Source organism: Devosia sp., from assembly GCF_014860165.1.
GTDB lineage: Bacteria > Pseudomonadota > Alphaproteobacteria > Rhizobiales > Devosiaceae > Devosia.
The window spans coordinates 18,691-39,882 of sequence record NZ_JACZKG010000046.1 but is presented as its reverse complement, the minus strand read 5'-3'; the positions used below and the strand labels follow the sequence as shown (position 1 = coordinate 39,882).

21 protein-coding genes and 1 pseudogene are annotated in these 21,192 nt (G+C 60.1%); 7 read left to right on the top strand and 15 right to left on the bottom strand.

The window, feature by feature from the left end; translation table 11 throughout:
• Positions 1-325 precede the first annotated feature (325 nt).
• Together trxA and grxC are read right to left on the bottom strand one after the other, a co-directional pair.
• Positions 326-649, bottom strand: a complete 324-nt coding sequence (gene trxA / locus IH615_RS11125) for a thioredoxin (protein ID WP_291361940.1) — start codon at positions 647-649, stop codon at positions 326-328.
• A 104-nt stretch (positions 650-753) separates the two neighbouring features.
• Positions 754-1,014: pseudogene (gene grxC / locus IH615_RS11120) on the bottom strand (glutaredoxin 3); the annotation flags it as partial.
• Between the two features lie 244 nt (positions 1,015-1,258).
• Here grxC and IH615_RS11115 point away from each other — a divergent pair.
• Entirely contained in the window at positions 1,259-2,188 is a 930-nt protein-coding gene (locus IH615_RS11115; protein WP_291361939.1) for a VPGUxxT family thioredoxin-like (seleno)protein, type 2, read from the top strand.
• A gap of 142 nt (positions 2,189-2,330) precedes the next feature.
• Here the strand turns inward: IH615_RS11115 and IH615_RS11110 are convergent, their stop codons facing one another.
• Positions 2,331-3,353: a zinc-binding alcohol dehydrogenase family protein gene (locus IH615_RS11110; RefSeq protein ID WP_291361938.1), complete on the bottom strand. Its 1,023-nt coding sequence runs from the start codon at positions 3,351-3,353 to the stop codon at positions 2,331-2,333.
• A gap of 93 nt (positions 3,354-3,446) precedes the next feature.
• On the opposite strand from IH615_RS11110, the gene IH615_RS11105 reads away from it, so the two are divergent.
• Positions 3,447-4,352, top strand: a complete 906-nt coding sequence (locus IH615_RS11105; protein ID WP_291361937.1) for a LysR family transcriptional regulator — start codon at positions 3,447-3,449, stop codon at positions 4,350-4,352.
• A 173-nt stretch (positions 4,353-4,525) separates the two neighbouring features.
• Here IH615_RS11105 and IH615_RS11100 read toward each other — a convergent pair whose 3' ends face one another.
• Together IH615_RS11100 and nadE are read right to left on the bottom strand one after the other, a co-directional pair.
• The gene (locus tag IH615_RS11100; RefSeq protein WP_291361936.1) at positions 4,526-5,110 is read right to left on the bottom strand and encodes a GNAT family N-acetyltransferase; all 585 of its coding nucleotides are present in this window, start codon (positions 5,108-5,110) and stop codon (positions 4,526-4,528) included.
• Between the two features lie 233 nt (positions 5,111-5,343).
• A complete protein-coding gene (gene nadE / locus IH615_RS11095) occupies positions 5,344-6,180 on the bottom strand; it encodes an ammonia-dependent NAD(+) synthetase (RefSeq protein ID WP_291361935.1) in 837 nt (278 codons plus the stop codon).
• Between the two features lie 291 nt (positions 6,181-6,471).
• On the opposite strand from nadE, the gene IH615_RS11090 reads away from it, so the two are divergent.
• Positions 6,472-8,070, top strand: coding sequence for an aldehyde dehydrogenase (NADP(+)) (locus tag IH615_RS11090; RefSeq protein WP_291361934.1), 1,599 nt, complete (start codon positions 6,472-6,474; stop codon positions 8,068-8,070).
• A gap of 87 nt (positions 8,071-8,157) precedes the next feature.
• On the opposite strand, the gene IH615_RS11085 is transcribed toward IH615_RS11090, so the two are convergent.
• Entirely contained in the window at positions 8,158-8,916 is a 759-nt protein-coding gene (locus tag IH615_RS11085) for an alpha/beta hydrolase (RefSeq protein ID WP_291361933.1), read from the bottom strand.
• Between the two features lie 99 nt (positions 8,917-9,015).
• Positions 9,016-9,915: a transglutaminase family protein gene (locus IH615_RS11080; protein WP_291362022.1), complete on the bottom strand. Its 900-nt coding sequence runs from the start codon at positions 9,913-9,915 to the stop codon at positions 9,016-9,018.
• A 512-nt stretch (positions 9,916-10,427) separates the two neighbouring features.
• Here IH615_RS11080 and IH615_RS11075 point away from each other — a divergent pair.
• Positions 10,428-10,949: a peptide-methionine (S)-S-oxide reductase gene (locus IH615_RS11075; protein ID WP_291361932.1), complete on the top strand. Its 522-nt coding sequence runs from the start codon at positions 10,428-10,430 to the stop codon at positions 10,947-10,949.
• Positions 10,950-11,043: 94 nt separating this feature from the next.
• Here the strand turns inward: IH615_RS11075 and IH615_RS11070 are convergent, their stop codons facing one another.
• On the bottom strand, positions 11,044-12,033 hold the full coding sequence (locus IH615_RS11070; RefSeq protein WP_291361931.1) for an MBL fold metallo-hydrolase: 990 nt from the start codon (positions 12,031-12,033) through the stop codon (positions 11,044-11,046).
• A 663-nt stretch (positions 12,034-12,696) separates the two neighbouring features.
• On the opposite strand from IH615_RS11070, the gene IH615_RS11065 reads away from it, so the two are divergent.
• Positions 12,697-13,971: an MFS transporter gene (locus IH615_RS11065; RefSeq protein WP_291361930.1), complete on the top strand. Its 1,275-nt coding sequence runs from the start codon at positions 12,697-12,699 to the stop codon at positions 13,969-13,971.
• A gap of 12 nt (positions 13,972-13,983) precedes the next feature.
• Here the strand turns inward: IH615_RS11065 and IH615_RS11060 are convergent, their stop codons facing one another.
• From IH615_RS11060 to IH615_RS11035, 6 genes are all read right to left on the bottom strand, one after another.
• A complete protein-coding gene (locus tag IH615_RS11060; RefSeq protein ID WP_291361929.1) occupies positions 13,984-14,433 on the bottom strand; it encodes a hypothetical protein in 450 nt (149 codons plus the stop codon).
• Positions 14,434-14,521: 88 nt separating this feature from the next.
• Positions 14,522-15,094 (bottom strand): hypothetical protein, encoded by a 573-nt coding sequence (locus IH615_RS11055; protein WP_291361928.1) that lies wholly within the window; start codon positions 15,092-15,094, stop codon positions 14,522-14,524.
• Between the two features lie 94 nt (positions 15,095-15,188).
• A complete protein-coding gene (locus IH615_RS11050; RefSeq protein WP_291361927.1) occupies positions 15,189-16,157 on the bottom strand; it encodes a magnesium and cobalt transport protein CorA in 969 nt (322 codons plus the stop codon).
• A gap of 266 nt (positions 16,158-16,423) precedes the next feature.
• A complete protein-coding gene (gene msrA, locus IH615_RS11045; RefSeq protein ID WP_291361926.1) occupies positions 16,424-16,951 on the bottom strand; it encodes a peptide-methionine (S)-S-oxide reductase MsrA in 528 nt (175 codons plus the stop codon).
• A 1-nt stretch (position 16,952) separates the two neighbouring features.
• On the bottom strand, positions 16,953-17,396 hold the full coding sequence (msrB, locus tag IH615_RS11040; protein WP_291361925.1) for a peptide-methionine (R)-S-oxide reductase MsrB: 444 nt from the start codon (positions 17,394-17,396) through the stop codon (positions 16,953-16,955).
• Positions 17,397-17,536: 140 nt separating this feature from the next.
• Positions 17,537-18,412, bottom strand: a complete 876-nt coding sequence (locus IH615_RS11035; RefSeq protein WP_291361924.1) for a LysR family transcriptional regulator — start codon at positions 18,410-18,412, stop codon at positions 17,537-17,539.
• A gap of 226 nt (positions 18,413-18,638) precedes the next feature.
• On the opposite strand from IH615_RS11035, the gene IH615_RS11030 reads away from it, so the two are divergent.
• Positions 18,639-19,868, top strand: a complete 1,230-nt coding sequence (locus IH615_RS11030) for a bifunctional alpha/beta hydrolase/OsmC family protein (RefSeq protein ID WP_291361923.1) — start codon at positions 18,639-18,641, stop codon at positions 19,866-19,868.
• 44 nt (positions 19,869-19,912) lie between these two features.
• On the top strand, positions 19,913-20,449 hold the full coding sequence (gene msrA, locus IH615_RS11025; protein WP_291361922.1) for a peptide-methionine (S)-S-oxide reductase MsrA: 537 nt from the start codon (positions 19,913-19,915) through the stop codon (positions 20,447-20,449).
• 100 nt (positions 20,450-20,549) lie between these two features.
• On the opposite strand, the gene IH615_RS11020 is transcribed toward msrA (IH615_RS11025), so the two are convergent.
• A complete protein-coding gene (locus IH615_RS11020; RefSeq protein ID WP_291361921.1) occupies positions 20,550-21,041 on the bottom strand; it encodes a MarR family winged helix-turn-helix transcriptional regulator in 492 nt (163 codons plus the stop codon).
• Positions 21,042-21,192: the final 151 nt, after the last annotated feature.

Here is a 21,192-nt window from a genome sequence, read left to right as displayed (position 1 = left end):
CACCGGCTCGTCCATGGAGACGGCTTGGAACCTGGCCGACGACGCTGTTGGATGTGCTTTTGGACCGTGAGGTCGGGATGGTTTTGAAACAGAACGCCGATGACATCAGCGCCATGGCGACCATCTTCGTGAACAGCAAGCAACTCGTGGAAGTCGCGCCGGTGGCGCGATGATGACAGTCGGCGTCTCGCAGCTACTGCCTCACAGCAACTCAGTTGGAGAACTGGAAGCAGTCGCCTCGACCCTGCCGAGAAACTGGAAGCCCCGCTTCGGAACCTAAACCGCCGGATCGCTCCGGCGGCTCCTCGCTGTTAACGCTCAGATGTTAGGCGATGCGGCTCTCCAGCCAACCCGTCATCGCGGACTTCGAAGCGCCGGCCCCGACCTTCCCGTCAATCGCTTCGCCGCCCTTGAAAAGGATCATGGTCGGGATCGATCGGATGCCGTACTGCGCTGGTATCAAAGGGTTCTCGTCGACGTTCAGCTTGACGATTTTGACCTTGCCAGAAAGCTCCGTGCTCAGTTCGTCTAGCAACGGGGCGATCGCGCGGCACGGACCGCACCATTCGGCCCAGAAATCCACGAGGACGGGTTCCTGGGAGTTGAGAACCTCCTGCATGAAGGTCGCGTCGGAAACTTTACCGGTCATCGGTGTTTCGCCTTTCAGTTGTTGGCGGATGGTTGGGATCCAACTTGGATCGACGCGCTGTGTTGTTCCGTCACCAGGTCAGCGGCCTGAGCATTTCCGGCGCCGGCAAGAAGCGGCACCAGCTCGTCGGCATGGTCCAGAGCGTGGAGGTCGCTCGAGCCTCCTATGTGACGACCATCGATGAATATCTGCGGGACGGTGGTGCGCCCGCCCGAGCGTTGGATCATTTCGGCGCGCTTCGAAGTCTGCACTTCGATATCCACTTCGATCCAGTCGGTGACGCCGCGCTGCCGCAACAGGGCCTTCGCTGCCCGGCAGTGGGGGCACCAGGATTTGGTATAGATCTCGACTTTCGCTTTCGCCATCTGGCATCTCCGTGGAAAGGCGACATCGCCTGTGACCTGGAAGATGGCCTTGGATGTCGCCGAGGGCCAATAGATTGCGGGAATGGTTTCCATGGCAACGAGGAGAGGACCCTCCGCATAACGCAGCAAACTTGCGTCCACTGCGAGACCTACGACATCAACACACAGATGTCCTTCCATCGATCACGAGCTGCGCCTGGCCACCATCCTTGTTGTTGCGAGCTGGCCTCACCATATTAGCGACATGCAAAAAAATGGAATTTCGTTCCGCGAGCATCGTGAGCTCGGCGACGTTGCGTGGCTGCGCGATCACGATCTGGCCCTGGCATCCGCCGCCGAGCAGGGCAAACCCGTCCTGCTGTTGTTTCAGGAAGTGCCCGGGTGTTCGACATGCGTGCGGTTCGGGCAGGATGTCCTGACGCATCCGCTGATGGTGGAGATGATCGCCGATCGGTTCGTGCCGGTGGCGATATTCAACAATCATCCTGGCTCGGATGCCGAAATCCTGCGCCGCTACGACGAGCCATCGTGGAACAACCCGGTAGTGCGGTTTCTCGGGCGTGATGGAGCCGAGCTCCTGCCCAAGCTAAATGATCGCTATGACGCATTGGGATTGCACACAAAGATCATCGCCGTGCTAGAAATGCTGGGCGAAGACGTGCCCCAATATTTCCGTCTGCTGGGGCGCGACCTGCTGGTCGAAAATGGCCTCAGCGAAAGCGTCACCTACACCACTCCGTGCTTCTGGTCGGGCGAAACAAGCCTTGCCGCTCATCCGGCGGTCATCACGACCGATGCCGGATGGGTCGATGGCGAGGAAGTGGTACGGGTCCATTTCGATCCGCGGGAGGTCTGCCGAGGCGATCTGGATGCCTTTGCTCAGGTGGAGGGGTTTAGCCCAATCAAGAGCAGCGGGTTCGAGGTTGACCGTGAACCGCAATTCTACCTCCGCAAGAGTGCGGTCCGCCATCTGCCTTTGACCCCGGCGCAACGTACGCGGATTAACCTGGCCGTGCCTTACAAGCAGCCGCTCTCGGACATACTCAGCCCGCAGCAGTCCACATGGTTTGCCGATCTGCGGCTGCCGCAGTCAAGCGAGGATGACGCCTATCGCCTCGACATTCGCAGGACCTGGCCAGCGCTGGTGGCGCAGCTTGGACTTATCGGGAAATGAAAAGTGTTCGTCACATCTCCTCACGAAGAAATTCGGCAATAGATGCAGTTCCAGGCCACCAATCGAAGTGCCATCGCGCTGGCCTCAGCGCGATGGCACCGTCAGAATTGCCTGACGCTGGGAAATTCCCGGCATTTGCCGACTAACTTACTGTGACGACGACCTTGGCAGCCGATACACCTGCCTTGAGGACGTGCAGGGCACCCTGCAAAGCCTCCAGTCCATGGCCCACGACCTTCGCCGGCGGGGCGGGGACGAAGCTGCCGGCTTCGAGCGCCTGCGGGAGAAAGTCGCGATAGATCATCGGGCCGACCGCGTCGTCCTTCAGGCTCGTCCCGGCGATGTGCCGGGCTTCGACGCCCTGCGGCAGATCAGCGGATGGCGGCAGAGTAGTCGCCACCAGGCGCACACCCTCAGATTGGCTGACGACGGCGAAGCTGGCTGCAATGTCACCCGTCGCGTGAAGCGTACCTGCGAGGCGTCTGCCTTGCATCGCTTCGATCACGTCCTGCACGATGCTTGCGCTGGCATGATCGAACACCGCAATCGCACCGAGCGACTTCAACATCTCGGCGTTGCGGGCGGATGCAGTGGTGATCACCGTGTAGCCCGACGCCACCGCGAGCTGGATGGCATTGGCACCCACACTGGACGATCCACCCCAGACGAGGACGACCTCGTCCTTGGCGACAGGCGAATGCGATGGCGATGCGAGTGCGAGCATCTTTTCGCCGTAGAGGCCGCCGGCAGCGGTGCCGAGCCCGAGCGGGAGGACAGCTGCATCGCTGAACTCCATCCGGTCCGGAATTGGTGCCGCCATGTGCTCAAGCACGATCGTATAGTTCTGGAAAGCGCCCTGCGCCTTCTCGTTGACAGTCGTGCCGACCGCCTGCCCCAGGACCCGGTCGCCGACCTTGAGCCGCTCGACGCTGCTGCCAACCGCGACAATCGTGCCTGCAACGTCACTGCCGAGAATGGCGGGGTAGCTGAGCCAAGGAAGGAGGGCATAGTCCTGTAGCAGCCAGTCGAGCGGATTGATGGCAATCGCTGCGTTGCGGATCAGGACTTCGTTGGCGGCAGGAAGCGGCGCGTCACTGCTACCGAGTTGCAGCTCTTGTCCCGGACCGCCCTGCCAGGCAGCCTGATTGGTAATGTTGTCGCTCATTCATGGTCTCCTGTCTTTGGCACCAAAGGTATGCACTCGATTGCGCGCGACAAAGTGCATAGAATGGCATGATCTATTGATCTGAGGGAACCAATGATGGACGGTGGCCACTATGCCGAGTTGACCGCGTTCATGGCGGTTTACGAGACACGCAGCTTCCGAACTGCAGCGCTTCGGCTGGGCGTTACACCGTCCGCCCTCAGCCGCACGGTGCGGCGGCTCGAAACCCGTTTGGGCGTGCGGTTGCTTAATCGGACTACACGCAGCGTGGGCCCTACCGAGACGGGTACGGTGCTCTACGGCAGATTGCTGCCGGCCGTCGCAGGTTTGGAAGGAGCTGTGGACGACGCTGTGTCCATGCAGGCCGAAGCCGCGGGAACGGTTCGCCTGAACCTTCCCAGAATCGCGGCAGAACTGATTTTAATGCCACGCCTGTTGCATTTCACCGAGGAATATCCTCGCGTGTGGCTCGACCTGGTGATCGACGACGGGCTGACGGATATCGTTTCAGAAGTGTTCGACGCGGGTATCCGGATCGGCGAGCGCCTTGCACAGGATATGGTCGCCGTGCGCCTGACGGATCCCTATCGCATCGCGGTGGTTGGTTCGCCCGCGTATTTCGCTAGGCATGCACCACCTGAAACACCTTACGAGCTGTCCGCTCACGCGTGTATCAACTACAAATGGCCGGTCACCAATCACCTCAGCCGCTGGCCGTTCGACGGAGAAGCCGGTCCGTTCGAGGTCGAAGTCTCGGGGCCGATTGCCGTGAACGACACCGGGCTCATCCGTGATGCAGCGATCGCAGGGCTCGGCCTCGCCTGCCTGCCAGAAGCTGCAGTTGAATCGCACGTAGCGACGGGCCAACTGGTGCGGGTGCTAGAAGAGTGGTGCAAGCCATTTCCCGGCTTCTACCTTTATCATCCGAGCCGCCATCAGACGCCGCCGGCCCTGCGTGCATTGATAACGTTTCTACAGACCAGCACCCGGGGAGGGTGATGCGCCCGAAGCGGAATAGCGCGGGTGTTATTTGCGGCTGTATCGCCCCAATCTGCTCGTTGGCTTCGGCCCCATCCCAGCCGGTCGAAGCAATAACGCCGCTTCCTGAAAGCAGATGTCGGACCTATCGCTAGATTGACCATGCACCTCGATATTTGGGCGGCGCGATATCTCTAAGGTCTAATCATCAATGCATATTCGGCCCCAACAGTGGGTTCATAGGCCGTAAATTTTACCCTAAACCCAAGTCGATTATAGAAGCTCCAGTTTTTTGGCTCAAAGGTCTCAAGGTAAATGGGAACATGGACACTGTCGGCTTCGGCTATCGCGGGCATTATTAAACGTTGGCCAACGCCTTGCCCCTGAGCTTCGGGCGAAACTGCAATGATGGACAGGTACCACGCTTCGGGCGACACGTGCGAAGCAGCTTTCTCATGCATGAAAGCTACAATGGAGGAGCGGCGATTAAGTGCCCCGGTACCGAAGCAAGTCTCGATATACGCTAGCTTTTCCAAAGCATCTGGAATTAGCGCTTCGGCGCTTTGCGGCTTTATCCACGCCGCCATGCCATCTCGTCCGCTACTGAGAAATAAAGCACCAAATTTTTCCGCTTCAATTGCGGAGTACTCAAGATATTTTGCTAGACCCTCAAGGCCTTGTGGAGAAGAGAGTATCTCTCCAAACACTGATCGATAAAACAGATCATTTATAAATGCCGGGGCAACCCTTCGGGCAATATCTAGAACAAGATTTGTCAAAGTGCTGCGCTCCAAAACATATCACGCCAGCCGGGTCGGTTTTTTTAGCTAGCACATTACCCGTTGCTCAGGCTAACCCGTTGAGGTAGCGAACGTAATGTAGCTGTATGAATTGCCCACATCGATGATGGACATTTCTGGCAAAACGCCGCTGAACCTGGAAGGTGACAGGTAGGTGCGCTCCCGTCTCAGGTTTCTAGTAGTCCAACTTCATCGTTCCACAATGCACATTACTACGGCCTGAGGTTGTTGGGTGCAATTGGCGCAACCGGTAGAGCGCGCTTGTGCGCCGTTCCAGAGTATGCCTGAAGGATGCTGGCCGCAGCCGCGCCGTCGATCTGCTTTCCTTCGAGGAAGTCATCGATCTGGTCGTATGTAATCCCGTAAGCGTCCTCGTCCGGGCGCAGCGGGTCCAAGCTTTCCAGATCGGCAGTGGGCACCTTGCCGACCAGTTTGGCCGGAGCGCCGAGGTGGATGGCAAGCGCCCGAACGCGACGCTTGTTGAGCCCTGAAAGCGGAAGGACGTCGGCCGCGCCGTCGCCGAACTTGGTGAAGAAGCCCATCAGGGCCTCGGCGGCATGGTCGGTGCCGATGACAAGTCCGCGTTCGGCCCCTGCGATGGCGAATTGGACCACCATTCGTTGGCGTGCCTTGATGTTTCCGAGGGTGAAGTCCTCACGGCCCGCATTGCCTACATAAAGACCGCCTGCCTTCATCGACGCCATGGTCGCATCGGATGCCGGTTTTATATCGACCCGCAGAAGTCTATCGGCACGGATCGTTTCCACGGCGTGCTGGGCATCGCTTTCGTCGGCCTGCACGCCGTATGGCAAACGCACCGCTACAAAACTTGCATCGTACCCGTCCGCTCTCAGCGCCTCCACCGCGCGCTGGGCGAGCAAGCCTGCGGTCAGCGAGTCGACCCCGCCGCTGATGCCCAGGACGAAGGCCCTGAGTTGGGATGCGCGCAGGTATGTGCTCAGAAATTCTATGCGGTCTCGAGCTTCCCGCTCGACGTCGAAAGTGGCCGCAACGCCCAGAGCTTGGATGATGGCACTTTGTTCGGTCATGGTGATTCCCTCGATTCCACGCGCCAATTTTCGCCATTCACTATCACAATCACAACGATGCTGGGTTGCGCTGGCCGCAGCGCCGCGCGCGGGGCGCTGCGGCCAGCGCAATTACTTTGTTGGAAACGAACGCCAACAATGACCAACGCGGTGCCGACCCATGCCAACCTGGATATTGCCCGTGCAAAGCCTTCTGCTTCGCTCTAACGTCTCTGCTGGGCTGAATGGTTTTCTCCTACGCGGTAACCGCGTCAGCTTTGCCTCTCACTATCACCCACTTCTGGAGGACACGTGTCCGAAACGATCACCGGCGCCGCTCTCATCGGGCGCGCAGACGTTCCTGCGGCAGAGACGCGGATGACGGCCTATAATCCGTCCACCGGAGAAGAGCTGTCGCCCGAGTTCCGAATTTCCGATGAGGCCGATGTCGCTCGTGCAGCGGATCTGGCTTGGGGAGCGTTCGATACCTATCGCCAGTTGCCCCTGGCCCAACGAGCGGACTTTCTTTCGGCGATTGCGGCGGAAATTATGTCATTAGGTGATGCGCTGATCCAGCGCGCCGTGGCGGAGACAGGGTTAGGCGCGGGTCGGATGGAGACCGAGCGGACACGCACCTGCTCTCAGCTCGAATTGTTCGCGAACGCGGTACGTCGGGGAGATTGGCTTGACCTGCGCGTCGAAGATGCAATGCCCGACAGGCGTCCCCTCCGGCGGGCCGACCTGCGGATGCGGCAGATCGCACTCGGGCCGGTGGCGGTCTTCGGATCGAGCAATTTTCCTCTGGCCTTTTCGGTGGCGGGCGGAGACACGGCATCGGCGCTTGCCGCCGGGTGTCCGGTCGTGGTCAAGGGGCATCCGGCCCATCTGGGAACCGGCGAGTTGGTGGCCCGCGCCCTGCTCAAGGCTGCAGCATTGACGGACATGCCAGATGGCGTGTTCTCGTATCTACCCGGCGAGATCGCTACCGGAACGGCACTTGTGAAGCATAGGCACATCAAGGCGGTTGGCTTCACCGGTTCGCGCGGAGGCGGTCTGGCGCTCGTTGCCTTGGCCGCGGCACGTCCGGAGCCGATCCCCGTCTACGCCGAGATGAGCAGCGTCAACCCGGTCTTCGTTCTGCCCGCGGCGCTCTGGGCGCGTGGCCCGGCGATCGCCAAGGGCTATGTGGGTTCACTGACACTCGGGGCCGGACAGTTCTGCACCAATCCAGGACTTATGTTCGTGTTGGACGGGCCTGCCCTGCCCCCTTTTCTGCAGGTGCTGGCGACAGAACTGGGCGAGACTGAACCTGCGCCGATGCTGACGAGCGGGATACATGCGGCCTTCGAGAGAGGTCGTGACGCGCTGGCGGCCCGCGAAAGTGTAACTACGGTGGCTGAGAGCCGTCCGCCGAAAGGCCCCAATCGTGGCGGGGCAGCGGTGTTCCGCACCGATCTGCAGACCTTCCTACATGACGAGCAGCTGGAGAGGGAGGTCTTCGGCGCGGCGTCGCTCGTCGTCGTTTGCCAGGATGTCAACGAATTGCGGCAGGCTGCAGAGCAATTCGAGGGTCAGCTGACCGCAACTCTGCACCTGGACGCGGAGGATACTCCGGTTGCCCGAGAGCTCATGCCGGTGCTTGAGCGTAAGGCAGGACGAATTCTCGCCAACGATTGGCCGACCGGCGTCGAGGTAGCAGAAGCGATGGTGCATGGTGGGCCGTATCCGGCCACGTCGCAAAGCCATACGACTTCCGTCGGAACGCTAGCCATCCGACGGTTCCTGCGCCCCGTTTGCTACCAGGATATTCCGACAGCGTTGTTGCCTCCAGAATTGAACGCCGATGGCCTCGCCCGGATACCCCATCTCAGGAACGGGATGGTCGTCGTTCCGAGCGAGAGATCCGATTGATCCTGAGTCGGTTCAATCCCTGACCAAACTGCCCACCGCGACCCTTCGATCAAGATACATCTTACCCCAGGTGCTGGCACACGATACTCATCGCGCAGCGCCTTGGGCGGCCTGTTCGATGACGTCGGCCACGGCCTTGGGCTGGGTCAGGAATAAGACGTGGCTTCCTGCCACTTCGGTCGTGGTCGCACCAATTCGTTCGGCTGTGCTGCGTAGCAATTCGGGAGCAATAGCGCCGTCCTCGGTTGCTACAACGTACCAGCAGGGTTTGCTGCGCCACGCAGCGACAGTCACTTTGGCTTCGAGCGCCTTCATGGCAATCGGCACTTGCGAGTCACGCAGAAAGCCACCGTCTGCTTCGGAGGTGTCACCAGCGAAGCCAGCCTTGAACGTTGAGTGGTTGAGGAACGCGAAGCCGTCTGGCTGTACATCCGGCTGGAAGTTCGGAGGTGGCGGAATTTGGGCATACTGATCGAGGGTAGAGTAGCCGATTTCGGGCGCAAATGCTGCCACATAGACAAGCCCCGCGACATTCGGATCCTCGCCGGCCTCGGTGATTATAGATCCCCCATAGGAGTGTCCCACTAGGATGACGGGACCGTCCTGCCGGGCCAATACCCGGCGTGTGGCTGCTACGTCGTCCTCAAACGACGTCAGCGGGTTCTGCACCACGCTGACCTTGTAGCCGCGGCCGGTCAACTCGTCATAAACGCCACGCCAGCCCGTGCCATCGGCGAAAGCGCCATGGACCAGCACGATGTTGCGAATGGGTTTTGCCGAGACATCAGTAGAACTGACCGAAGGTGCGGGGGCCGCGCCGAGGGTGACTTCGAGGGGGTGGTCCACGATCTTTTCTCCTGGGTTGGTCGTTTGGTTACGCCGTGCTCAGGTTCCGGGCACGGCGGCAGGCAAGCAAAGACCTGGCGATCGCCTCAGACTTCAGATTCAAACGGCATCAGATGCCGAATAAATGTCACTTGGAATTCTACTGACGCCGACTTCGACAACCAGGCGCTCGAAGGCGTTGCCGGGACCGACGAAGCTGCCAGACGCCGGAACTGCCTGTGAAATATCGCGTACGACCGCAGCAGCGATAAGATAGGCATCGCCCATCGTTCCGTTGGTCGGATCGAAGGCAATCCAACCCGGTCCCGGCACGAAGACCTCTGCCCATGCATGGGTTGCCCCTGCATCGGAAGTGCCGACCAGATCACCGTCCATGTCGGCAAGGTACCCCGACACTAGGCGAGCGCCGAAGCCGAGGACCCTAGCCGCTTCGACCATCTGCACGGCCAGGTCGCGGCACGATCCGAAGCCGCTCGCCAAGGTGTAAGCGGGCTCTTGCGTGCCCTCGTCTTCGCGGCGTTGGTACTTGACGTGGTAGTGAACGCCAAGATTGAGGTCCTTGAGGAGGGAGAGGGTGTCGGTGGGTGTAGGGGCGACGAAGCCCATGACCCACCTTTCGAATTCGCCGCTGGGGTCAGGAAAATGCTGGACCGCCAGTTGACCGAGGTCGACCCAGTCCGCATCCGAGTAGCGGAATGGATAGGAAATGGCGGAAGCGTCTATTTCGTAGACGGGCCATGCAGGCGAACTGTGCTCGACCACCGCGTTGCTCTCTATGACAAGAAGATCGGTGACGCCGACGAAACGTGCCAATGCCACGTCGTTGCCGAAAATATCCCTGGACCACGTCAGGACTGCATCTGGCGTTATGTTCACCTCGTGGGAAAGCAACTGCAACTCACGACTTTCCCGCGGTCGCAGCATCAGGCGATGCGGCAGCAACTGCACCGGGGACCGGTAGCGGTAGGTCGTGCGGTGTCTTATGGCGAGCTTCGAGATAACGACACCCATGAATTTGCCGCCGGCGTCGGTGGCCACCGACGAGGATCGACTGTTACGCCACGATTATGACTAGGCAGCACGCCCATTCCCAATAGCCTCGAGCTATAGTTTCGATATCCCACAGGCTTCGCGCCAGCGCCGACGGCAGGCTCGCCAAGGCAGTGGCAAATCCGTCGGCCGCCGCCACAGCAGTGCCGGGATCGGCTTGCCCTGACGCTTGGATATCGAAACCATAACCGCAGTTCATTGGTACCCGAATGACGGTCGTCCTAGGTTCTGCTGGCCGGCGATCTCTTTCAGCCGGGCAAGGAGCACACGATGTTCAGGCCTCTCGACGTAACAGCCAAGGCAACGCGGCTCTACCCTTCCAAGCGGCCCAGTTTAACCAGAACCGGCGTTGCCGGTTGGCTGTTGCCGGCGTTCAGTTGGAAATCGAGATGATGGTTCGATTGCCCTAGCGAGGGATAGATGTCGGGTACTGTTAATTCATCAATAAGGAGTTTGGATAGATGACGAACACCAGTTCTGTTCCCCTCCCGACGCCGTCGAAACTCATAGGCTTTGGTGGTGGATGCCACTGGTGCACCGAAGGCGTCTTCCAAGCGTTGAGGGGTGTGGATCACGTGGACCAAGGCTTCATTAAATCGGAAGCCCCGGCCGACACGTGGGCCGAGGGCGTGCTCGTGACTTACGATCCGTCGGTCATCAGCGTGGAGACACTATCCGAAGTGCATCTCAGGACGCATTCCGCCAACAGGGAACGCTCGGTGCGCAGCAAGTATCGCAGTGCGATCTACGTCACCGAAGATGGTCAGCGCAGTGAAGCTCAGTCGGCAATCGATGGCTTCGCCGAAGAGTCGGGGAAGGCGGTGCAGACACTGGTGAGCCCCTTCGCTGGATTCAGGGCCTCCGACGCACGGTATCAGAACTACTATCGAACAGATCCGAGCAGGCCGTTCTGCCGCGTCTACATCGACCCGAAGCTAGCCTACATCCGCCGGAACTTCGCTGATATCGCGCGGCCGGCCTAACAGCGAGCGGATCCACCGGCGTTGCGCGTGATCACCGCGCAACGCGAAGCTGGATTGGTGCCTAACGGTTCAGGCTTGGCGTAGTTCGGTAGCACTATCCGAATTGGTAGCTGGCCGAGACCCAATGGAATCCGTCGCCTCTCGTTTCGACGAAGCCAACCCCAGGATATGGCATATGGTATCCCACGACCGCCAGGCGATCGGCGGCGATCATGTCCAGCAGCCGACGACGGGTGGCAGCCGCCGCGGCCTTATCCACATCGAACATTACCTCCCAATCGGGATGGCCAAGCGACCAGACGTAGTGGTTCGCGGTGTCCGCGATGGCGATCATCTGCTGTCCTCCGCTCTCCATGCGGAAAGCGAGATGCCCAGGGGTATGTCCAAAAGCTTCTATCGCAGTGATGCCAGGTGCTACCGCGTCCTCACCCTTAAGGAAAGTCATCCGATCGGCGAACGGACGAACCTTTTGCTCGAAGAGCTCATCACCAGATTTTGCCCAGTGATCGTATTCGACTTGACCTGCGACAAAGGCGGCGTTGGGGAATGTCGCCGATCCGGCTTCGTCGGTAAGCCCGCCGATATGGTCCGGGTGCAGGTGAGTGAGCACGACGCGGGTCACATCGCTGGCGCTGACGCCCGCGGCGCTCAGCGCGGCCAGCAAACCTGGAGCGTCGAGGCCGGTATCGAAGAGGATTGTCTCCGTCGCTGTACGAACCAATGTCGGGCTGACATCGAGGTAAGTACTGTTGGAAGGAATAAAGTTTTCGCTCGAAACAGCGTCGAATGTAGGCTGATCGATGTTGGTACCGAAGAGCGAATGCGGCATATCGCTGGGAAAGCCCCCCGCCTTCAGCGCTATGACTTCGATCTCGCCGACCGCGAAGGAACGAAAGAGTGACACCCCTGCTGGTGTTACCGCCTCCTGTGCGACGGTGGGGCGGCTCCAAAGGCTCAGCATAGGTACTGCCAGCGGTAGCGCGGCACCCGTCAACAGCATTTTCCTGCGAGAAATGTTCATGATCGGTGTTCCTTTAGGGTGGGTTGAAAGAGCCTGCTCTAATGACGGTGAAAGAAATTCCATCTCTATTGTCAGACGAAGTCCAAAAGTCAGCAACTACGCGCAAGCGGTGCCGTTCAGGATCCTCGTCAGATCGTCCAGTAGTTCTAGTGAGTTTGCGCGTGGAATATAGCGCCGGGCCAGTACGCTTTCCCAATACCCTGCCGCTATAGTTTCGATACCAGATCAACAGCATTGGAGATGGATGGTTCGATGGATGGCGGGGAGACCCTTCGGCCTCCTTCGCTCGCTGGTCGGACGTACAGATGCCTACGGTCTACTTGGGCGCAACCGAAGCATCGGATGGCTCGAAGTTATGGAAATTATGCTGCAAGCCTATTAGAAATGCCACGCGCGGAGCGCCATAGTTTGGCGCGCGCGGGCGCATCGACCTCTGTCCTCACTGCGAGAACGGTCGGTCGAATGGCCTCGGGCGAGGCGACGTCCCGCGCGCCACCTAGTAGCCTTTGCACTGGAATTGGAGGATCGAATGAACGTCGCAGAACGACATGCGTCCGAGCTGCAGGTTCACAGGTGGATGGTCGCGACCGAAGAAAATACCGTGTTGCTGAAGATGTCAGAGCCAGAGATGGATGTTCACGGGTGCCACTTGGTCCTCGTTCGGCGCGAAGCGTTCGGCCGATCGATCAGCACGTCTGAGCATCAACCCCCACGTCAGGGTTCAAAATGATTCCGATGATGGAAAGCATCAGGTCGGCTTGCGCACGCGGCTTGACCCTTGCTCCCGTGGCAGCATTGCTTTTGAGCGTGGCGATCCTGCTGCTGGGCAACGGACTCCTCGGCACGCTGTTGATTGTCAGGGCAGGTCAGGAAGAATTCCCCAGCGGCGCCATCGGCGCGATGATGTCGTTCTATTTCGCGGGTTTCACTATCGGCGCACTGGCGCTGCCCCGCGTCATCGTCTCCGTCGGGCACGTCAGAACGTTCGCCGGTTTCGCGGCCATCGCGTCGATGACTGCCCTTCTCCATGTTGTCTTCGTGGAACCGCTCGGCTGGGTGCCGCTCCGTATGGTCACGGGCTTTGCCTACGCAGGCATGATCCTCGCCACGGAGAGCTGGCTCAACGCGCACGCACTTCCTTCGACGCGCGGCCAACTCCTGTCGATGTTCGGGATCGTGTCCATGGGTTCCTGGGCCTTGGGACAGGCGCTGCTCAACATCGCTCCGCCCGCCGACGTGACCTTGTTCCTGATCGTGTCGCTACTGATCTCGGCGGCGGTGGTGCCGATAACACTTCTGCCAAGTCATCCACCGGCCGAGGTGCGACAGGAGCCCGTCGCATTCCGCGATCTGCTGTCAGTATCGCCGCTCGCCACCGTCGGCGTGTTCCTGGGCGGTTTGGCGATGGGCGGATTTTGGGGAATGGGTCCGATTTTCGCGCAGAGGATTGGTCTCGATACGGGTGGAATCTCAGCTTTCATGGCGGCGGTGCTCGGGGGAACCCTCTTGCTGCAGTGGCCGCTCGGCTGGTTCTCGGACCGGGTTTCACGGAGCCTGATCATCGCCGGCGCAGCTCTGGCGTCGGCCATCGCCGCTGTTGGCGTGGCATTCGCTGCGGAAGCGCCTCTCCCCCTGCTGCTCGCCGCCGGCGCCCTGTTCGGCGGGTTCGGAATTCCAATCTATTCCTTGTGCGTCGCCGTCGCGATCGACGACCTCCCGGCCCGACGACAGCTTGGCACTGTTCGCGGTCTACTTCTGCTGAACGGCATCGGGTCGGCCGCCGGGCCACTCATCGGCGGAGCCACGATGAACCTTGTGGGTCCTGGTGGCCTCTTCTTCTATTCCGCCGCGTTGATGATCGTGCTGGCATTTCTTGCCATCGTGGGCAAGCGATCTGGCCGCCCGAGCGAGACGAAGACGATAATGTGTCCGAGCACCCCCATGATCACGGGAGCGCTCGATGCGATGATACAGAATCAAGGCGATGACGCCAGGCGCTAGGCCCATGCCGGCCTATTCGACCTCTTCGACCAGGATGTCGCGGCCGTTGAACTGCACCGTATCTCCCGCTCTCGCACCTTCGATCGCCTCGAAGATCGGCGCCATCGTGGAAATGCCCATGAATTCCCGGCCCCTGCAGGTGAATTTGCCCGTCGATACCGCGATAACGAAATAACGGCCCGACATCTTGACGACCGCGCCTTCGTGGACTGCCGACTTGGCGCCGAAATCGATGGTTCTCAGCTTCTCGAGTTTTTCGTTGTAGTCATCGAGCGTGTCATCGAGCGCCTCTGCGAAGTCGCTCGCGACTTCGGCCTGAGCAAGCTCGTCGTTCTCGATCGGTTCGGTCCGATCGACCCGGGCCGTAGCGACGTAATCCAGATAGTTCTCGCGAGCGCTATTGAAGGCTTCGGTCTCCAGCGAAAGCATTGTTTCCTGGATGTGCTCTTTGTTCCAATTCATGATCCGTCCCGTTCTCGTTCGATATTTCAGTTTTCCTGCGGCTGGTGCGTGACCGACGCAGTGGGCGATCTCGCGCTCGTAGGCGCTGCTATTCGTCGGTGATGACGTCTTGTCCCTGATAGGGGATCCTGATCAGCCGAGAATCCCGGAGAATGCTCGTGACCAGCCATACATATGACTGCTCGGCAGTATCGAAGCCGAGGATGCTGAAGGAGCCGCCCCAAGGGCATGGCGGGAAATCCGGAAAGCCCTCACGCAGAATGTAGCGCTCGGGATCGCCCTCGAAGTCGGCCTTGAACACCTTGCGAAGCCCATGCTTGCTCGGCACGTCTTGGTCGAGTGCTCGCGCCGTTTGACGTTCCGCCAGAAGCCGCTTGGAAAGATCAAAATGGCAGATCTCGTCAAAAACGTCGAAGGCGTCGATCAGTATCCCCTTCTGCCCTATCGCGACATCGGTGATCGCGTAGATATTGGAGGCGTCTTCCGCATCCTTACCGCTTTCGAGACGCAGTGCCGCATCCACACGAATTACCAACGGATCAAGGATCGACCCGGATTCGAGATCGAGGAGATTGCCGTCCTTGACGCGGTACTCGCGGTCGTAGCCCTGGGCGACAAAGGACTGCACGGCTTCTAGAACGTCGGTCAGTTGGGAAGTCATGACTGCACCTTAGGCTCGAGTTAGATTGAGCAGCTTCCCGCACGAAGCGCGCCGTCGACCGTCAGATGACGGTGAGGAACGCGAGGTGCGGCATTCATAGCCACTTGGCCCTCTTGAAGCGCACGAACAGGTAGATGCAGAATACCGCGACCACCCCGAGCACGACGGGGTATCCGTATGCTGTGTCGAGTTCCGGCATGTGCTTGAAATTCATGCCGTAGATCCCGGCGATCGCTGTGGGTACGGCCAGTATGCCTGCCCAAGCTGCAAGTTGGCGTGTGATGACGCCTGTTCGTTGCGCTTCTAAAAGGCTGCTGAACTCGAAGACCGACGACAGCACCTGCAGGAGGCCTTTGACCATGGACTGAACGCGGTCGACATGGTCCGCAACATCGTTGAAGTACGGGCGAACCTCCATGCTGATGCAGGGAAAGTGTCCTCTTTCCAACTTTCGAACCAGTTCAGCCATTGCGCCAAGCGTCCGTTGGAAGCGGGTGAGTTCGCCCCTCAGTTCGAATATTCGGGAGACCTCGGCGCGGCCGAGAAAGTCATCCAAGGAACGTCTCTCCATCGCCAAGACGTCATCCTCGATCATTTCGAAGATGGGTAGATACTGATCGACGACCCGATGCAGGATCGCGTGCAGCACGTAGTCGACGCCTTTTCCGATGAGTTCGGGCGATGCCTCGAGTCGCTCCCGGAGGTTGCCGAGCGCTCCTCCATCACCGTGTCGTACGCTGATGAGATGGTTGTGACCGGTGAACAACGCCATCTTGCCATAGCGGATCTTGTCGCCGACCAACTCGGCGGTCTGGGCGACGATGTACAGTTCTTCGTTGTAGACTTCGAGCTTGGGAGGGCAAAGCGGGTGCATCGCGTTGTCGATCGCGAGCGGGTGGAGCTTGTACGTGGCTTGCAGCGTTTGAAGTTCGTCCGCCGTAGGATCGAGAAGCGCGATCCAGCAGAAGTCCGAGCGGCTCATTTCGAGTTTGACGGGCTCGTCTAGCGCGATCTCCCGAATACGTTTGCCTTCGTGGTAATAGTAGGCGGCTATGACGCTCATGCCGGGCTCGCGGAGGTGGACGAACAATGTTGTGCCGCCAGTATAGTCAGGCAGCATTCGAGCCGTGCCTCGATGATCGATCCGTACGCCAAGCCAATCTCCTTCAGAATGATCAAGCCTCTCGCGGGGGTGTCCACGGAATTATGGAGGGCGCGTATCGGACGCCGGCCGTCGCATCGAGTGCTGCGTGGCCGGTTCGGGGACCGCGTCGTTTGACGACGCGGTCAAGGGCGATGCGAGCACCTTAGCACGAAGGGACGCCCTGCCTACTCCGCCGCAGACTGCGTATCGCCGGCTTTTTGGCGCTTGGGGAGTACCCAGCCGGCGCGCGGGAAATGGCAGGTGTAGCCGTCCGGGCGTTTTATGAGGTAATCCTGATGCTCGGGTTCGGCCTCCCAGAAGTCGCCGACCGGTTCGACCTCGGTGACGACCTTGCCGCCCCAGAGACCAGACGCATCGACGTCGGCGATCGTGTCGAGGGCGACCCGCTTCTGCTCCTCATCGACGTAGTAGATGCCAGACCGGTAGGAGAGGCCACGATCGTTGCCCTGACGATTCAGCGTAGTGGGATCGTGGATCTGGAAGAAGTATTCCAGGATGTTCCGATAGCTCGTCTGCCCCGGATCGAAGGTGATTTCGAGTCCCTCGGCATGCGTGCCGTGATTGCGATAGGTGGCGTTGGGGATATCGCCGCCGGTATAGCCCACACGGGTCGAGACGATGCCGGGCTGCTTGCGGATCAAATCCTGCATGCCCCAAAAGCAACCGCCTGCCAGAACTGCGCGCTGATGCATATTAGGCCTCCTCTACCTGGTTGAGATAATCACCGTATCCTGCTGCAGCCATCTCGTCGCGCGGGACGAAGCGCAGGGACGCCGAATTGATGCAGTAGCGCAGACCTCCGCGGTCCCTTGGACCATCCGGGAAAACGTGGCCGAGATGGCTGTCGCCATGCACCGACCTGACCTCTGTCCTGGCCATGCCATGCGTGCTGTCCCGCAGTTCGTTGACGTAGGCTGCTACGATCGGCTTGGTGAAGCTGGGCCAGCCGGAACCCGAGTCGAACTTGTCGGTGGAAGCGAACAGCGGCTCTCCCGAGACGATGTCGACGTATATGCCCGGCGCTTCGTTGTCGTTGTACTCGCCGGTGAATGGCCTTTCCGTGCCCGCCGATTGAGTGATCCGGTGCTGTTCGGGAGTGAGGCGGTCGATCGCCGCCTGTGATTTTTCGAACTTCATTTGTGGTCTCCGGTGTTCGTTCAGACCATGTGCATCACGTTCAGACCGACGTGATCGATGTCACTATCGCAGTGGCCCCCCGAATTATCCAATGCGCAGCGGTTATAGTTTCCATAGCCGAAGTGGCTTTGGAACCGCGCTCAATCCCACTCGAACCGCGCTGCGAGTTGGGCGATCTTGCGAATTTCGGCTGGTGCCGTGGAACCGGAAACCGTCGCCATCACCACCTCGCGTTCCAGCATAAACCCCTGGATCGGTCGAGTGACCAGGCCATGGGCCGCGCCGGATCTTTCCGGGAGGATGCATATGGCGCGTCCTCTCGCGACCAGGCGTTGGATCCAGTCTTCTCGGTCGGAGCGCAAGCTGGGTCGCATGAGCACCTCCTGTCGCGCGAAGTGATCATAGATCTCTTCACGGAACTCGCATTTGAGGCGATCGACGAAGGGATAATCGAGCAGGTCCTTGCCGCGCACGATCTCGCTCCGGGCCAAGGGGTGGCTTGCTGCACAGCCGAGCAGGAAGCGTTCCCGGAAGAGCGAACGCACGTCCAGTTTGCGATCTGGCTTGGTCTCGCGCGGGAGGATGCAGGCGTGATACTTGCCCGACAGCACCTCCGAAGTGTCCTCGCTCTGCTGGAGCGAGTGGAGCCGGATCTCTATCGATGGCACCTCTTGCAGGGCGCTCTCAAAGAACTCGGTAAACCCCTTGGGACCGACCGAAGGCGCGACTGCGACATCGAGCACGCGATGCCTCCCCATCGCCCAGTTCTCGGCATGGTGCCTCACGCTCGTCATGGCTACGAGCATGCGGCGGAAGTCCACCTCGACGTCCTGGCCGAGCGCGGTCAAACGGCTGTTCTTTCCATCGCGGTAGATCAGCGGCCCGCCAAGCTCCTCCTCGAGACGGCGGATCGCACGAGTCAAACTTGGCTGTGAAACGCCACTCAGGCGAGCGGCAGCCGTGAAGTTCAGCGTGTCGGCCAGGTTGATGAAGTAGCTGATCTGGTTGAGTTCCATAGCCCTTCGGTCCATGCCCCTGACAGAATCCGCCTGTGAGACCGCGACCGCGGCGGGTCCACGGAGCATGCGTCACGCATATAATCAACGCTTTCCGAGATTGTCTATATGCGCGAAGCATATACAAGAGCCGATTGGCGTGCGTTACTGGCTGCAGTGCACTTTTGGTCGCCTTGCGAGGGACGTCGAAAGCGCGATCTGCACGCCCCGACGGAGGTCCGAAAACATGGCAAGCACGATTTTCACTTTCACTCGTTCGGCGGGCTCCCAACTCACGGGGAACCTCGAAACGCCGGAGGGGACGCCACGCGGTTGGGCAATCTTCGCGCACTGCCTCACCTGCGGGAAGGACAGCCGCGCTGCCGTTCACATCTCCCGTGCACTGTCGCGTGCAGGCATTGGTGTCCTGCGCTTCGATTTTGCCGGAACAGGAATAGTCATCGGGGAAGGGGACGCGGTGAACTTCGCCTCTGACGTCGACGACCTCCGCACGGCCGCGGAGGCGATGACCCAAGCCGGTATGTTGCCCTCCTTGCTCGTGGGGCACAGCCTAGGTGGTGCTGCGGCAATCGTCGCCGCGGCGGATATGCCGAATATCGCAGCCGTCGCGACGATCGGCGCGCCTGCCGACCTTCAGCATCTTCTGCGCCTTTTCACTCCTGATGACCTCGACCGGATAGGCCGCGAAGGCGAAGCCACGGTCGCCATTTCCGGACGACACTTTCTCATTCGACGCAGTTTCGTGGAGACAATTGCGCAATCCGATGTCGAGACGTCCATCACCTCGCTGCGCCGGCCTCTATTGATCTTGCATTCGCCGCTCGACGAGGTCGTTGGCATCGACCATGCGTCGCGCATTTTCGCGGCGTCCCGTCATCCCAAGAGTTTCATCTCGCTCGACACTGCAGATCACCTTCTTACCGACATTGCCGACGCGAACTATGCGGCTGCCATGGTGGCAGCGTGGGCCAGTCGCTTCCTGCCACCACTGATGGACGACGTTCCACAAGTCGAGGTCGCCAAGGGAGTCTTTGCCACCGAGACCCTCGGTGGCAAATTCCAGCTTGCGGTCAGCAGCGGCGAGCATTCATTTCTCGCCGATGAGCCGGCGTCGGTCGGCGGTCTTGGAAGCGGGCTGTCGCCGTACGAGTTGGTGTCCGCCGGCCTGGCGGCGTGCACGGTGATGACGATGCGCCTGTATGCGGACCGCAAGGGATTCCCATTGGAACGAGCAAGTGCGACAGTCGAGCATGGGAAAGTCGCGGACATGACGCCGCCGGATAGGTTCACCCGCACCATCGTGCTCGACGGTCCCCTGAGCGAAGACCAGCGCGCCCGGATCCTCGCTATCGCGGATCGCTGCCCGGTGGATCTGACGCTTCTTCGGGGCTCGGACGTAAAAACGGAACTCGTGGGCGCCTCCAGTGCCGCCTCTGGTGGTCCAGAAACGGCCTGAGCGCATCGTCCTAGGTAAAGTTGGTTCGCTGGAGTGGGCTGCAGATGACGAAAGATCCCTCGGTCGAAAGGCTGACGCCCACGACGGAGCGGGCGATTCTCGCCGGTGGCTGCTTCTGGGGAGTCGAAGATCTGCTTGGCCGCGCGAAAGGGGTCCTGTCGACGCGGACCGGATACGTCGGCGGCGAAATGCCGGATCCGACCTACCGAAATCACCATGGCCATGCAGAGGCCGTGGAGGTGACCTTCGACCCTGCCGTTCTCAGCTACCGCGCCCTTCTGGAGCTATTCTTCCAGATCCACGACCCCACTACCTACGAGCAGCAGGGCAGCGATTTCGGCCCGAGCTATCGGTCGGCGATCTTCTATACCAACGAGGAGCAGAAGGACGTCGCCTTGAGGACCATCGAGGAGATCGAGGCGTCGGGTCGTTGGCCTGGGCCGGTCGTCTCCGAGATCAACCCTGAAGAAACCTTTTGGGAGGCAGAGCCGGAGCACCAGAAATACCTAGTACGCCATCCGAAGGGGTATAGCTGCCACTTCGTGCGCCCAGACTGGCGATTGGATCGATCGGTCCGATGAGGGCACTGCATGCGCGCCGTACAACGGGCTGACCGCGCATCCGGGCACTTGTTGCCGACTACCGTCGCTCGGCATTAACTGGCCGTCACTGCGGGCATACCTACTCGTGGGCCGTCTCGCGATCCACGCCACGCTTGTGCAACTCGTCGTCTATGGGACAATTCGAACAGTCCTCGTAGCAGCAAAGGCGGCAGATCCGGTAGGATTGCTCGAGGTTCTCGAGACGTGCCCGCAGCACACGTTCAGCCATGTCGCACAAGACTTTCATCTCAGCTGGATTGAGTACTGATAAGCCTTCGGCGATCACTTGGTCGCGCGACGCCAGGACATCGGCGCTGGCGGTTTCGCCCGCTGAGGTGAGATAGAGGGCGCGTGTGCGTCCGTCCGTCGTATGCCCCCTGCGCTCGATCAAACCCTCGGAAGCTAGGCGGTCCACGAGGCGGACAGTTCCTGGATGCGATAGCCCTACGCCGACAGCAAGCATGCGTATCGACAGGCCAGGCTTGTGTGCGAGCAAAGCCAACGCTGACGCTGCGGGTCCAGCCTCCGGCGCGTGCGATGTGGTGGCGCGAACGATGTCGTCGCCGATCATCAGTGCGAACGCCCCAAAGATATTGCGGTCTCGAGTTTCATCCATGTCGAACGTATATGTGCGCGAAGCATGGACAGCAAGCCGTGCCTTGTTCCTCTGTATTTGGCAAATCAGCTGATAAGTTTAATATGTTCAAATACTTGCACCAAAA